12 protein-coding genes and 1 tRNA gene are annotated in these 13,055 nt (G+C 65.0%); 7 read left to right on the forward strand and 6 right to left on the reverse strand.

The genetic code is table 11. From position 1 onward, the window contains the following. Nucleotides 1–2 precede the first annotated feature (2 nt). Both ASF08_RS17925 and atpC read left to right on the forward strand, forming a co-directional pair. Nucleotides 3–251 (forward strand): hypothetical protein, encoded by a 249-nt coding sequence (locus ASF08_RS17925; protein WP_056148010.1) that lies wholly within the window; start codon nt 3–5, stop codon nt 249–251. Nucleotides 252–327: 76 nt separating this feature from the next. Further along, the gene (atpC, locus tag ASF08_RS17930; protein ID WP_056148013.1) at nt 328–729 is read left to right on the forward strand and encodes an ATP synthase F1 subunit epsilon; all 402 of its coding nucleotides are present in this window, start codon (nt 328–330) and stop codon (nt 727–729) included. A 14-nt stretch (nt 730–743) separates the two neighbouring features. On the opposite strand, the gene ASF08_RS17935 is transcribed toward atpC, so the two are convergent. Genes ASF08_RS17935 through ASF08_RS17950 form a run of 4 tightly spaced genes read right to left on the reverse strand, consistent with a single transcriptional unit; the run spans nt 744 to nt 3,525 of the window. Then, nucleotides 744–2,012, reverse strand: coding sequence for a CCA tRNA nucleotidyltransferase (locus tag ASF08_RS17935; RefSeq protein ID WP_056148016.1), 1,269 nt, complete (start codon nt 2,010–2,012; stop codon nt 744–746). Further along, nucleotides 2,009–2,266, reverse strand: a complete 258-nt coding sequence (locus tag ASF08_RS17940; protein ID WP_056148019.1) for a DUF6111 family protein — start codon at nt 2,264–2,266, stop codon at nt 2,009–2,011. Before ASF08_RS17940 ends, ASF08_RS17935 begins: the two co-directional genes overlap by 4 nt. A 33-nt stretch (nt 2,267–2,299) precedes the next feature. Beyond that, a complete protein-coding gene (locus ASF08_RS17945; protein WP_056148023.1) occupies nt 2,300–2,938 on the reverse strand; it encodes a CoA pyrophosphatase in 639 nt (212 codons plus the stop codon). Continuing rightward, nucleotides 2,935–3,525, reverse strand: a complete 591-nt coding sequence (locus ASF08_RS17950) for a DUF1285 domain-containing protein (protein ID WP_056148026.1) — start codon at nt 3,523–3,525, stop codon at nt 2,935–2,937. The genes ASF08_RS17945 and ASF08_RS17950 overlap by 4 nt, the downstream gene beginning before the upstream one ends. A gap of 342 nt (nt 3,526–3,867) precedes the next feature. Here ASF08_RS17950 and ASF08_RS17955 point away from each other — a divergent pair, with 342 nt between their 5' ends. From ASF08_RS17955 to ASF08_RS17965, 3 genes are all read left to right on the forward strand, one after another. Then, nucleotides 3,868–6,015, forward strand: a complete 2,148-nt coding sequence (locus ASF08_RS17955; protein WP_056148030.1) for a sodium-translocating pyrophosphatase — start codon at nt 3,868–3,870, stop codon at nt 6,013–6,015. A gap of 224 nt (nt 6,016–6,239) precedes the next feature. After that, entirely contained in the window at nt 6,240–7,331 is a 1,092-nt protein-coding gene (locus ASF08_RS17960; RefSeq protein WP_056148033.1) for an alkene reductase, read from the forward strand. 270 nt (nt 7,332–7,601) lie between these two features. Further along, entirely contained in the window at nt 7,602–8,285 is a 684-nt protein-coding gene (locus ASF08_RS17965) for an HAD hydrolase-like protein (RefSeq protein ID WP_082473269.1), read from the forward strand. A 1,018-nt stretch (nt 8,286–9,303) separates the two neighbouring features. Here the strand turns inward: ASF08_RS17965 and ASF08_RS17970 are convergent. Next, nucleotides 9,304–9,378: transfer RNA gene (locus tag ASF08_RS17970), tRNA-Gln, on the reverse strand. Between the two features lie 88 nt (nt 9,379–9,466). Between ASF08_RS17970 and ASF08_RS17975 the strand changes: the two genes are divergently transcribed. Together ASF08_RS17975 and ASF08_RS17980 are read left to right on the forward strand one after the other, a co-directional pair. Then, the gene (locus ASF08_RS17975) at nt 9,467–10,219 is read left to right on the forward strand and encodes an SDR family oxidoreductase (protein WP_056148038.1); all 753 of its coding nucleotides are present in this window, start codon (nt 9,467–9,469) and stop codon (nt 10,217–10,219) included. A gap of 105 nt (nt 10,220–10,324) precedes the next feature. After that, nucleotides 10,325–11,959 carry a peptide chain release factor 3 gene (locus tag ASF08_RS17980; RefSeq protein ID WP_056148041.1) on the forward strand — a complete coding sequence of 545 codons (1,635 nt, stop codon included), beginning with the start codon at nt 10,325–10,327 and terminating at the stop codon, nt 11,957–11,959. Between the two features lie 85 nt (nt 11,960–12,044). Here ASF08_RS17980 and ASF08_RS17985 read toward each other — a convergent pair whose 3' ends face one another. Beyond that, a complete protein-coding gene (locus ASF08_RS17985) occupies nt 12,045–13,022 on the reverse strand; it encodes a TIM44-like domain-containing protein (RefSeq protein WP_056148044.1) in 978 nt (325 codons plus the stop codon). Nucleotides 13,023–13,055: the final 33 nt, after the last annotated feature.

Below are 13,055 nucleotides of genomic sequence, written 5' to 3' on the forward strand. Positions count from 1 at the left end.
GCATGAACGCCAAGATTGGCCTTCTCCTCGTCGGACTCGTGGTCGGCGCCCTGGCCGGGTATCTTACCCGGCCTCAGGCTGCCGAGATCAGGATCGGCGACTTCAGCCTCGAGGTTCAGGGCGACAAGCCGGCAGGTACCAACGGCGGCTCATTGACCACCGGCCAGATGCAGCACATCGGCATCTTCGCCGTGATCGGTGCGGCCCTCGGCCTCGGGGTTGGCTTCGTCGCTGGTCGGGCACGCGCCTGAAACACATTATGGCGCAGGGCTCAGGCCGCTGCGCCATCGGTTCTAAATGACAACCCGAATCGGGACTCGCGACGTCATGGCCACTTTCCAGTTCGATTTCGTCGGCCCCGAGCGGACGGTCTATTCCGGTCAGATCGAGGCCGTGCAGCTTCCCGGCGTCGAGGGCGAGATGACCGTGCTGCCGGGTCATGCTCCGGTTCTCACCGCACTCAAGGTCGGCGTCATCGTCATCAACGAGGCGGGGCATGCCGGCAAGCGCGTGCTGGTGCGCGGTGGCTTCGCCGATATCGGACCGACGATGGTCACCGTGATCGCCGAGCGAGCCAACCCGTTCGAGGAAATCACGCCCGATTCCCTCGACAAGGATATCGCCGCCCTCGAGTTGCAGCGCGATGCCACCGAAGATTTCGCCAGGAAGGACGAGATCAGTGGTCAGATCGTCCAGCTTCAGGATGCCAAGGTCGCTCTCAACTTCTGATTTCTTCGCCGCGCTCAGGCTTTCGAGCGGGCGGTGGCGACGGCATGATCGAGGAGGAGGGTGCGCTCCTCCTTCCCGGAGGGACATCCCCGTTCGAGCCAGAAAGCATGGCTGGCTGCGAGTCCCTTCCCGATCGAACGGCCCGGTGGGACGCCCGCCGCGATGAGGTCGCCCCCGCTCAGGGGAAAGACGGGTACGGGTTGGGTGCCGTCGAGGAACCGCTCGAAGGCCAAGCGAGCCTCCACGCTCATCTCACTCATTCGCTGGTCGCCCTTCGCGGCGACGACGAGGGCCAAGCCGCCCAGATCCTGTGTCGCGACGAGGCGCCGTACATCTGCCGCCGCAATGACGGGCAGACGCTCTATCGCCCCCCTCGCCGCCGCATACGCCTGAAGACAGGCGTGCTCCTCGTTCGATAGGCGCAGCGATTGTCTCAGTCGCTCGGCATCGGTGCCGGAATCGACGGCCAGGGCGGCGAGCCGTGCGACAGCGCTCTGCGGCAAGCCATGATTCGCACTCATCGAAACGGCCCGTTCCAGGCGGTCGAGATGACCTTCGGCGCCGACAATACGTGCTAGCAGCCCGGCTCCCCTCATTTCTGCGACGGCTTGGACGGCGCCCGGCGCTTCCAGGAGCTTCAGGAGTTCCGAACGAACCCGTTCGCGCGACAGGCCGTCGAGGGCCTCCGCCGCGTCGGCCGCTGCCCGTAACCCCTCCTCGTCGGGTGCTCCGATGCCGTAGCGGGCATGGAAGCGGAAGAAGCGCAGGATGCGCAGAGCGTCTTCGCGGATTCGGGTCGCCGCATCCCCGATGAAGCGGACGCGGCCCGCGTGAAGATCCGCTTCGCCTCCCGTCGTGTCGTGCAAGGCGCCGTTCCCGCTCAGGGACAGGGCGTTGATCGTGAAGTCGCGGCGCTCGGCATCGCGGGCGAAATCGCGCCCGAACCTCACCACCGCATACCGCCCGTCGGTCTCGACATCCTCCCGGAGGGTCGTCACTTCGAACGCCCGGCCGTCGAACAGGATCGTCACCGTTCCATGCTCGATCCCGGTGGGGATTGCCTTCAAGGAGGCGGCCGTTGCCCGCCGCATCACATCCTCGGGCAGCAGAGTGGTGGCGAGATCGATGTCGGACCCGACCCGCCCGAGCAGGGCATCGCGGACGACCCCTCCGACGATCCGGGTTTCCTCTCCTGGCGCCTTCAGCACGGAAAGCACGTGCGAGATGGCCTGATCCGCAAGAAGGGCGTTCAGCCCGTCCCGCTTGAGATCACGGATCGTCACTGGAAATGGCCCGGAACGACCTGGCCGTTCTCGATGCTCGGCGGGACATAGCCGCCGCGATGCTTCTCGCCGGTCAACCCCACGACGACGAGAGACAGGATCACCAGAACGAGCCCTCCCATGGTCAGGCGGAACACCGACCCTTCCCAATGGGCGCCATGACGCGGGTTGCGGCCCCTGATCGCGAGATAGAGGCCGAACAGCACGAAGGGCAGCAGGAAGATGAGGGCTTCTTCGAAAAGGCGACGGATCATGTGGCTTTCACGGGGTGGTGGAAGCCCGTCATGTCACGGAAACAGGCGTTCGTGGAGATTGTTCACGATCCCTGCCGTCACACCCCAGATCATGCGGTCCCCGAAAGGGATCGCGTAGTAGCGGCGCGGGCGATCCTGCCAGACCCCGACGCCGAGCCGGCGGCGAACCGGGTCCATCAGGCGAGCGAGAGGGACTTCGAAGACGTCCGCCACCTCGGCCGGATCGAGATCGAGCCGTGCCCCTCCTGCGCAGAGCCCCACCACCGGCACCACGAGGAAGCCCGTGGCCGACAGATAGGGGTCGAGATAGCCGAGGATCCGGATGTCGTCGGGGCGAAGGCCGATCTCCTCCCGGGCTTCGCGAAGGGCGGCATCGGCCGGGCTCCTGTCGGAGGGTTCGATCTTGCCGCCGGGAAAGGCGATCTGGCCGGAATGGTCCCGCAGGTGCGAGGCCCTGACGGTGAAGAGCACGGAGAGCTCCGCGTCCCTGACGATGACGGGGACCAGCACCGCCGCTGGCCGGTGCGGTCTGCCCGGAGGGATCGCGATACCGATGGGATCGAGGTCGTGGTCTCCGCGTGGGTTCGAGATCGGGTCACCGGCCTTGGGCGGAGTTGGCAAGAGGCCCCGCCCGGCCCTGTCGAGCAGGTCGGACAGCGCGTCGAAGCTCATGCGCCTTCGCTGCGCGCGACGGTGTGAAAGCTGCCGCCGCCGGCGATGCCGAACCACGAGACGCCATCGATCAGGCGTTCCTCTCCCAGCGCCAGGAGGTCGTAGGTCGTGGCGCGGGTGAGGAGCGCCCAGAGGTCGCGGCGGACATGGACATAGGGGCGCAAGCCTCCGTCGCCGCCTTCCTCGAAGCGAAGGGCATGGTTGGCGTCGACGGTGACGAGATCGTCGACATTGGTGCGGAACGCGATCCGCCGGGCCTCGCCTTCCCCCTCCGCCGCCATCTCCACGGCAGCGAAGGGCGCATCGTCCACGACGATGCCCACGCTCTCCACCGGCGTCACCAAGACGATGCGGCCATCGGGCTCCCGCCGCAGGATGGAGGAGAACAGCTTGACGAGGGCCGGGCGGCGGATCGGCGAGCCGTTGTGGAACCAGGTTCCGTCCGCGGCGATCCGCATGTCGATCTCGCCGCAATAGGGCGGATGCCAGCGCTCCACCGGCGGCAACCCGCGTTGGGGTATCCCGTCGAGCGCCAGGCTCAGCCTGGCGAGAGCCGGGTCCGGTGTCTGCTGTTCCGCCTGAGTCATGGTCTCAGGAGATACCGCGTTTCCGAGATTTTGAAACTGCCCTCGATTTGGGAATCGATGCCGAAGCGAGTGTTGGCACTCAAAGTTTCGCTGCGTTGCATCCTGCTCCAGACCCAATGCGAGCACATGCGAATACGAACGAGTTCAATCAAACGCTTAGCGATTTGTGCAATGCAAAAATATTCGCTGCGAAAATAGCTAGACAGCATTTGCTCTTGTCTCGGAAGTTTGGCACTCAGAGCAGGCATCCCAGGTAGGGAATGCCTAAAACGCATCAAGCGCCTCGTCCCACGGCCAGCCAGCCGAGCTTCGTCATCACGATAACAACGCAAGGACGGTAGAATGACCGCATTGTTGCTTATCATCCTGGGCGGGCTGTGCGCCGTCGCCTACGGTATCGTCACGATCAACGACGTGATGAAACGCGACGCTGGCACCCAGCGGATGCAGGAGATCGCCGGGGCGATCGCGGAAGGGGCACAGGCCTATCTGCGCCGGCAATACGCCACCATCGGCATCGTCGGCGTGGTCCTGTTCGTGGCGCTCGCCTATTTCCTGGGGCTCAAGGTCGCCATCGGCTTCCTCATCGGCGCCGTACTCTCGGGAGCGGCCGGCTTCATCGGGATGAACGTGTCGGTTCGCGCCAATGTCCGCACGGCGCAGGCGGCCTCCACCTCCCTCGGAGCGGGGCTCGACGTCGCGTTCAAGTCCGGCGCCGTCACCGGCATGTTCGTGGCCGGTCTCGCGCTCCTCGGAGTCGCTCTGTACTACACCTTCCTCACCCGCGTTTCGGGCCTCGCGCCCGCCAGCCGCGAAGTCATCGATTCCCTGGTGGCGCTCGGCTTCGGCGCATCCTTGATCTCGATCTTCGCCCGCCTCGGCGGCGGCATCTTCACCAAGGGCGCGGATGTCGGCGGCGATCTCGTCGGCAAGGTCGAGGCTGGGATTCCGGAAGACGATCCGCGCAACCCCGCCACCATCGCCGACAATGTGGGTGACAATGTCGGCGACTGCGCCGGCATGGCGGCCGATCTGTTCGAGACTTACGCGGTGACCGTCGTCGCCACCATGGTGCTCGCGGCGATCTTCTTCGCCGGCCAGACCGATGTCGGCGGCCGCAACGTGCTGGAGGCGATGCTGCTCTATCCGCTGGCCATCGGCTCGGCCTGCATCCTCACCTCCATCGCCGGCACCTATGCCGTGCGGCTCGGGGCCAACCAGTCGATCATGGGAGCGCTCTACAAGGGCCTCGTCACTGCAGGCGCGCTCTCCATCGTCGCCATCGCGCTGGTCAATTTTGCACTGTTCGGCGGTTTCGCCACCGAGTTCAAGACCAACGCCGGGGTCACCTTCACCTCCGGCGGCCTGTTCGGCTGCGCCGTGATCGGCCTCGTCATCACCGCGCTCATCGTGGTGATCACCGAATACTATACCGGCACCAACTTCCGCCCGGTGAAGTCCATCGCCGACGCCTCCGTCACCGGCCACGGCACCAACGTGATCCAGGGCCTGGCGATCTCGCTGGAATCGACGGCCCTGCCGGCGCTCGTCATCGTGGCGGGCATCATCTCCACCTACTCGCTGGCGGGCCTGTTCGGCATCGCCATCGCCGTTTCCGCCATGCTGGCGCTCGCCGGCTTCATCGTCGCCCTCGACGCGTTCGGCCCCGTCACCGACAATGCCGGCGGTATCGCGGAGATGGCTGGTTTGCCACCGGAAGTCCGCAAGTCCACCGACGCGCTCGATGCCGTCGGCAACACCACCAAGGCCGTCACCAAGGGCTACGCCATCGGCTCGGCCGGTCTCGGTGCCCTGGTCCTATTTGCCGCCTATACCAGCGACCTGGACTACTTCATCGCCAATGCGAGCCCGACCCAGTACCGCTTCTTCCAGGGCGTCACCGTCGATTTCTCCCTGTCGAACCCCTACGTCGTCGTTGGCCTGCTTCTCGGCGGTCTGATCCCGTTCCTGTTCGGCGGCATGGCGATGACGGCGGTGGGCCGTGCTGCCGGTGCCGTGGTGGAGGAGGTGCGGCGGCAGTTCCGCGAGAAGCCCGGCATCATGGCGGGCACCGACCGTCCGGATTACGGGCGGGCCGTCGATATGCTCACCCGCGCGGCGATCAAGGAAATGATCCTGCCTTCGCTCCTGCCGGTCCTGTCGCCCATCGTGCTGTTCTTCGCGATCCAGGCGATCGCCGGGAAGAACCAGGCCTTCGCCACGGTGGGCGCGTCCCTGCTCGGCGTGATCCTCACCGGCCTCTACGTGGCGATCTCGATGACGTCCGGCGGCGGGGCGTGGGACAATGCGAAGAAGTACATCGAAGACGGTCACCACGGCGGCAAGGGCTCCGACGCTCACAAGGCGGCGGTGACCGGTGACACCGTCGGCGACCCCTACAAGGATACGGCCGGGCCGGCCGTGAATCCCGCGATCAAGATCACCAACATCATCGCTCTGCTTCTGCTGGCGGTGCTCGCGCATCTCTGAAGCTCGGCTCCGATGGACGGTCGCAGAGATGAAGCCTCGGCAGGTGCCGGAAAGGTGATTGCAGGGGCGATGTTGTGGGTACGTTGGCGTGCGGCGGCGCACAGGTGGCGCCGCCCGGCCCAGCCGTCCCCCTGACGGTCTCTCGTCAGCGCCATAACTACGGTCTCAGCGGACGCACCCGAAACGGTCGCGCTCACTTTGTCGTAGTCTGACGAGAGATCTTCATGCCTTCACTGAACGACCCGATCCGCATCGGCGCGATCGACGCGAAGAACCGCATCTTCATGGCGCCTCTCACCCGTGGCCGTGCCACCAGGGAGCATGTACCGACCCCGATCATGGTCGAGTATTACACCCAGCGCGCCGGCGCGGGCGTGATCCTCACCGAGGCGACGGGCATCAGCCAGGAAGGGCTCGGCTGGCCTTATGCGCCGGGTATCTGGTCGGACGAGCAGGTCGAAGCCTGGAAGCCCGTGGTGAAGGCGGTCCATGAGTCCGGGGGCAGGATCGTCTGCCAGCTCTGGCATATGGGGCGCGTGGTGCATCCGAGCTTCAATGACGGCAAGGCGCCGATCTCGTCCTCCGCCACCACGGCGCCCGATGAGGCCCATACCTACGAGGGCAAGCAGCCCTATGCCGAGGCACGCGCCCTGCCGGTCGACGAGATTCCGCGCCTCCTGGCGGATTACGACCGCGCCGCGCGCAACGCGATCGCCGCCGGATTCGACGGCGTGCAGATCCACGCGGCGAATGGCTATCTCATCGACCAGTTCCTGCGCGACAACACCAATCACCGCGACGACCGCTACGGTGGCTCCATCGAAAATCGCATCCGCCTGCTGACGGAGGTCACGCAGACCGTGGCCGACGCCATCGGGAAGGACCGCACCGGCGTGCGCCTGTCGCCGAACGGCCAGATTCAGGGCGTGGACGATTCGAACCCGGACGCCCTGTTTGGTGCGGCCGCCGCCGCTCTCTCGAAGATCGGCATCGCCTTTCTCGAACTGCGCGAACCCGGTCCGAACGGTACCTTCGGCAAGCCGAACCACCCGCCGGTGGCGCCCGTGATCAGACAGGCTTTCGACGGGCCGCTGATCCTCAATTCGGATTACGATCCCGCCGCCGCCGAGGCCGCCCTCGCCGATGGTAAGGCCGACGCCATCGCCTTCGGCCGGCCCTTCATCGCCAATCCCGATCTCGTCGAGCGGATCGCGACGCATGCTCCGCTGCAGAAGGACGTGCAGGCGACGTGGTATAGCCAGGGACCTGAGGGCTATATCGACTACCCGACGCTCACCGAGTCGCAAGCGGCCTGACTTCCCAAGACCGCTTCGTTTGCGAGACAATCGGCTCGGAGGAGATAACCCATCCTTCGGGCCGATGCCGTTCGTCGGTCCTTCCTCGATGGAGTGGAATGACCGCATGGATCAAGTGACCCATCGCCGGTTTTGGTGTCGAAGCCGTGGCGCGGGCGCATTGGCAATTCCGACTGCCGGTGGGGTGAGGCGGTGCCGGCATGGCGATCGCCGACTTCGTCTGCGGGCGTGGCCAGGGCAATGGCTGCTTTCGCACGAAATGCCTGCGTGATGGGCAAACCCTACGGACTGGTCGTCTTCGATTTCGACGGAACGCTCGCCGATACCTTCCCGTGGTTCTGCAGCGTCATCAACGGTGTCGCCCGTCGCTACCGTTTCCGACACATCGACCCCGCCGAGACGGAGGCGCTTCGCGGCCTATCCGCCCGTGCCCTCATTCGCGAACTCGACGTGCCTGCATGGAAGCTGCCTTTCATCACCCGGCACATGCACGGCCTCGCGGCCCGCGATATCGAGGCGATCTCGCTGTTTCCCGGCATTCGCGACATGCTTCGCGATCTCGATGAGGCCGGCATCGTCCTCGCGATCGTCAGCTCGAACAGCGAGGCCAATATTCGGCACGTCCTGGGGCCCTGTGCCGCTCGTTTCCGCCACTATGCCTGCGGCGCATCGATGTTCGGCAAGGCCAAACGTCTGACGGCGGTCATGCGAAAGGCCGGAGCGCGCGGAAGCGTCATCTACATCGGCGACGAATTGCGCGACCACGATGCGGCCAAGGCGGCCGGTTGCGATTTCGGAGCCGTATCATGGGGATATACGCGAAGAGATGCTTTGGCTGCCGGGCGGCCGGATGTTCTCTTCGAGCATCCCGGCCATGTCGCGGAGGCGATCTGCTCGACGGAGCTTCGAGGATCTCACCCGGCGGCATCGATATTGTATAGTGGTCCGTCATGAACAGGGAGGTCGGGCTCGATGCAGTGCCCAGGACCGGCGCGACGCGCGAACCTCCGATACCGTCTACGGCAACGGGTATACGCGATGTCAGTTCAGTGCTCCTCCGGCGGCTCGGATGAAAATGGTCGCGGTGCGGCCAGCCACATTGCGGCGCGGCGTCGCTCACCTGGAAAACGGACGGTGGAGAGCCTGATCGGCGGCCTGCGGTCAGCCTATCCACTCGACGACCAAGCCACGACCTCGGAGGTTTTCGCCGAAATCATCGGTCGCCTTCGCCGGGGCGATGACCAACCGCAGTAAGAGATCTGGCGCTATCGGAACGATAGTTCCACTCGCCCGCCAGTCCTTCAATCTTCCATCATACGAAGGACACGTTCGCCAAAGAGGCGGATCATGCACAGGACGAGCACCGGAACCAGCGCGATGACTCCAATATTGGGTCCGAGAAGAAACGAAAGACCGACTCCGAGGCCGGCGGTGAAAGCGGCTGGCACCATGGCGAACTCACATATCGTTATCGTTGGCTGGCGAAACATCGCGACGGTAGCTGCTTTATAATGCCCAACCAAGCAGAAAAATTCTGATTTTAATATGGATTAATAAGTTCCTTCGCCTCATAGGTTTTATTTTGCCACACCCTCAAGGGGGTGAATCATCAGCGCAATGGTAAGTGAATTTTGCTTCATTAGAACATGAGACATTCAATTTTTACTATAACAATTTAGTATATTGTAGATTTATAAATATATGGATTAAATTTACATTGCCGATATTCTATTGGAGCATATTTTTATAAATAAACGATCTATTGTTATTGTAATATTCCGTGAAATTGCATCTGTAATGAACTATAAAATTTAATGCGGGAATTTACCAAAGTTGTTTGAGAACAACCTGACTCTTCGATATGTTCGAATTCCAAAAAAATCAGTCAGCGGGGATTGTCGCGTCTGACATTCCGCACACAAGTGACGACAGACAATCTTGTGCGCCCGGCGAGCCGGCCCGTTTGCGTGGATGGCTGGGGCGGGAGGATTCGAACCTCCGAATGGCGGTACCAAAAACCGCTGCCTTACCACTTGGCGACGCCCCATCGACGCAAGGCCGCGCGTTGTCTAGACGCCGCGTCGGCCCGTTGCAACAGCCTGTTCGCTGCGCCGACCAGGAAATGGAGAGTGCGCATGTCGAAGCGGATCGCGATCGTCACCGGGGCGGGGTCCGGGATCGGCCGGGCGGTGTCGCTCGGGCTCGCGCGAGCCGGGTTCGATCTGGCTCTGGCCGGGCGTCGACGGGGGCCGCTCGATGAGGTCGCGGATGCCGTGCGTGCGATCGGGGTCGATGCCTTGCCGGTGGAGACCGATGTCGGCGATGCCGCCTCTGTCGAGCATCTCTTCGCGGAGGTGAAGGCCCGGTTCGGTCGCCTCGACCTCCTTTTCAACAATGCCGGCCTGTTCGCCCCGTCCGTGCCGCTGGACGAACTCACCCTGGCGCAATGGCAGGCCGTGGTGAATGCCAACCTCACCGGCGCGTTCCTGTGCACGCAGGGCGCCTTCCGGATGATGAAGGCGCAGAGCCCGCGCGGCGGCCGTATCATCAACAACGGGTCGATCTCGGCCCAGGTGCCGCGTCCGAATTCGGCGCCCTATACGGCCACGAAACACGCGATCACCGGCCTGACCCGATCCACCTCCCTCGACGGACGCGACCACGACATCGCCTGCGGGCAGATCGATATCGGCAATGCCGAGACGGACATGACCAAGCCGATGGCGGCCGGCATCCGCCAGCCGGACGGATCGCTGAAGGTCGAGCCGGTGATGGATGCCCGTCACGTGGCGGATGCGGTGGTCTACATGGCCGGATTGCCCCTCGACGCCAACGTGCAGTTCATGACCGTGATGGCGACGAAGATGCCCTATATCGGGAGGGGTTGAGGCCCCACGCTTTCGCCCGGTCCCCGTTCGCACTACAGACGGGGCACGCACCCGACCTTGTACAGACAGACCCGCCCCGGCGGACGAGAGAAGCAGCCGCCCGCGATGTTGATGCAGACAGAACCCAAGGACGCGACCGGCAAGGATGCCGACAGGGCCAAGGATCCCGTCGCCCGCCGCCGCACCTTCGCGATCATCTCCCACCCGGATGCGGGCAAGACCACGCTCACCGAGAAGCTGCTCCTGTTCGGCGGCGCGATCCAGCTCGCCGGCGAGGTCAAGGCCAAGCGCAATCGCGTCTCGACCCGATCCGACTGGATGGGCATCGAGAAGGAGCGCGGCATCTCGGTGGTCACCTCGGTGATGACCTTCGAGTACGGCGACTGCGTCTTCAACCTGCTCGACACACCGGGTCACGAGGACTTCTCGGAGGATACCTACCGCACCCTGACGGCCGTCGATTCGGCGGTGATGGTGATCGACGCTGCCAAGGGCATCGAGGCGCGCACACGCAAGCTGTTCGAGGTCTGCCGCCTGCGCGACATCCCCATCGTCACCTTCATCAACAAGCTCGACCGTGAGGCGCGCGACCCGTTCGAACTCCTCGACGAGATCGAGAAGACCCTGGCCCTCGACGTCGCGCCGGTCACCTGGCCCATCGGCCGCGGGCGGAGCTTTGCCGGCACCTACGATCTCGGCAACGGCCGCGTGCGCCGGCTCGATGCGGCGGACGACGCCGGCACCGTGGCCGTGTCCGGCGTGGACGACCCGCTCTTCGAACAGTTGCTCACCGAGGAGGGCGAGGTGGCAACGTGGCGCGAGGAGGCGGAGCTCGCCGAATCCGGCCTGAAGCGCTTCGATCTCGAGGCGTTTCGCGAGGGGCATCTCACGCCGGTCTTCTTCGGCTCGGCCCTGCGCAATTTCGGCGTGCGCGATCTCATCGACGGGCTCGCCCGCTTTGCGCCGCCTCCGCGCGGGCAGGATTGCGACAAGCGCCTGGTGGAGCCCACCGAGCCGAAGATGACGGGGTTCGTATTCAAGATCCAGGCGAACATGGATCCCAACCACCGCGACCGCATCGCCTTCATGCGGGTCTGCTCGGGCAGGCTCAGCCGCGGGATGAAGGCGAAGCTCGTGCGCACCGGCAAGCCGATGTCGCTCTCCGCGCCGCAATTCTTCTTCGCGCAGGACCGTGCCATCGCCGACGAGGCCTTTGCCGGCGACGTTGTCGGCATCCCCAACCACGGCACCCTGCGCATCGGCGACACGCTCACCGAGGGCGAGGAGATCGTGTTCCGCGGCGTGCCGAGCTTTGCCCCGGAAATCCTGCGCCGCATCAAGCTCACCGACGCGATGAAGGCCAAGAAGCTGCGGGAAGCCCTTCAGCAGATGGGCGAGGAGGGCGTCGTCCAGGTGTTCCGCCCGCATGACGGCTCGCAGGCCATCGTCGGTGTCGTCGGCGCGCTGCAGCTCGACGTGCTGAAGGAACGGCTCCAGGCCGAGTATGGCCTGCCCATCGATTACGAGCCGACGCGCTTCTCGATCTGCCGCTGGATCGAATCGGATGTGGAAACCGACCTCGATTCCTTCATCGGCACCCATGGCTCTGCCATGGCGAGCGATCTCGACGGCGCGCCCGTCTTCATGGCGACCACCGCCTTCTCCCTCCGCTACGAGGAGGAGCGCGCGCCGAAGGTACGGTTCACCGACATCAAGGATTACCAGAAGCGCGCCGTCTGAATCTCGGCGGTGCCTGAATGGAAAAGGGCCGCGCGGTTTGCACCGCGCGGCCCTTTCTTGGTTTCAGCCGATGCCGTTGAGGCGATCAGCGGCCCTGCTGGATCGCCGAGAGGATCCAGCGCCCGCCGCGCTCGCGCACGAAGGTCCAGAGCTCCAGGGCCTCCGGCTCGCCGGTCTCGACGGTCTGGTTGGTCCGAAGGTCGATCGTCACGTCGGTGATGGCGTAGCGCATCGCCACGGTGGCGTATTCCATCCGGCCTTCGCTCCAGGCTTCCGACAGGTCGCCCTGCAGCAGCTTCACGTTCGAGATCCGGTTGACGACCCCACGGGATTCGTTGCCGCGGAGTTCTTCGGTGAAGTAGCCCGCCATTTCCGGCGTCGCGAGGTTGCGCAGAGCGGCGACGTCGCCACGGCCATATGCCGCCTGCACGTCGTTGAGGGCGATCTCGAAGCTCTGGAAATCGCCGGGGCCGATATCGACCTTGCCGACGGTCGGCTGAGGCGCGCCGCGCGGGGTCGCCCCCATCGCCGGCCCAGGACCGGTGGCCGAGCCCGGAGCGGAGCGGTAGTTGCCCGGGGTGGAGTCGCCCTGGAGAGCGGACCGGGACATGCCGGCGGGAGCCGGATTGCCCTGGCGACGGCGGAACCAGCGCACGGCGAAGGCGACGACCATCACGATGAGGCCGACCTGCAGGAGGAGGCCGATCATCGAGGCGATGCCGCCGAGTCCACCGAAGAAGCCGCCGCCGAGGAGCGCGCCGAGCAGGCCCGCACCGAGCAGGCCGGCCATGAAGCCGCCGCCGAAGCGGGGACGCTGCGTGGCGGCGCTGGTCATGCCGGGATTGCCCATGGTCGAGCCGGGCTGCGTCTGCGAACGCTGGATCGGCGCCGCGCCCGGTGCCGTGGCCGTGGAGGAGGGGGCGTTGTACGTCTTCGAGCCGCGCGAGCCCATGCCGCCGCCGCCGCCCGGACGGGCCTCGGCAACGGGCGCTGCGACGGCCAGCACCGCGGCGAGCGCGAAGATGGTCGCGGCGCGGGTGCGACGCGTGGAGGAGATGAACATGAATACGCCTCTGAACGAAGTCTGAGAGAGTCC

This window comes from Methylobacterium sp. Leaf85, from assembly GCF_001422125.1.
GTDB classification, from domain to species: Bacteria; Pseudomonadota; Alphaproteobacteria; order Rhizobiales; family Beijerinckiaceae; genus Methylobacterium; species Methylobacterium bullatum.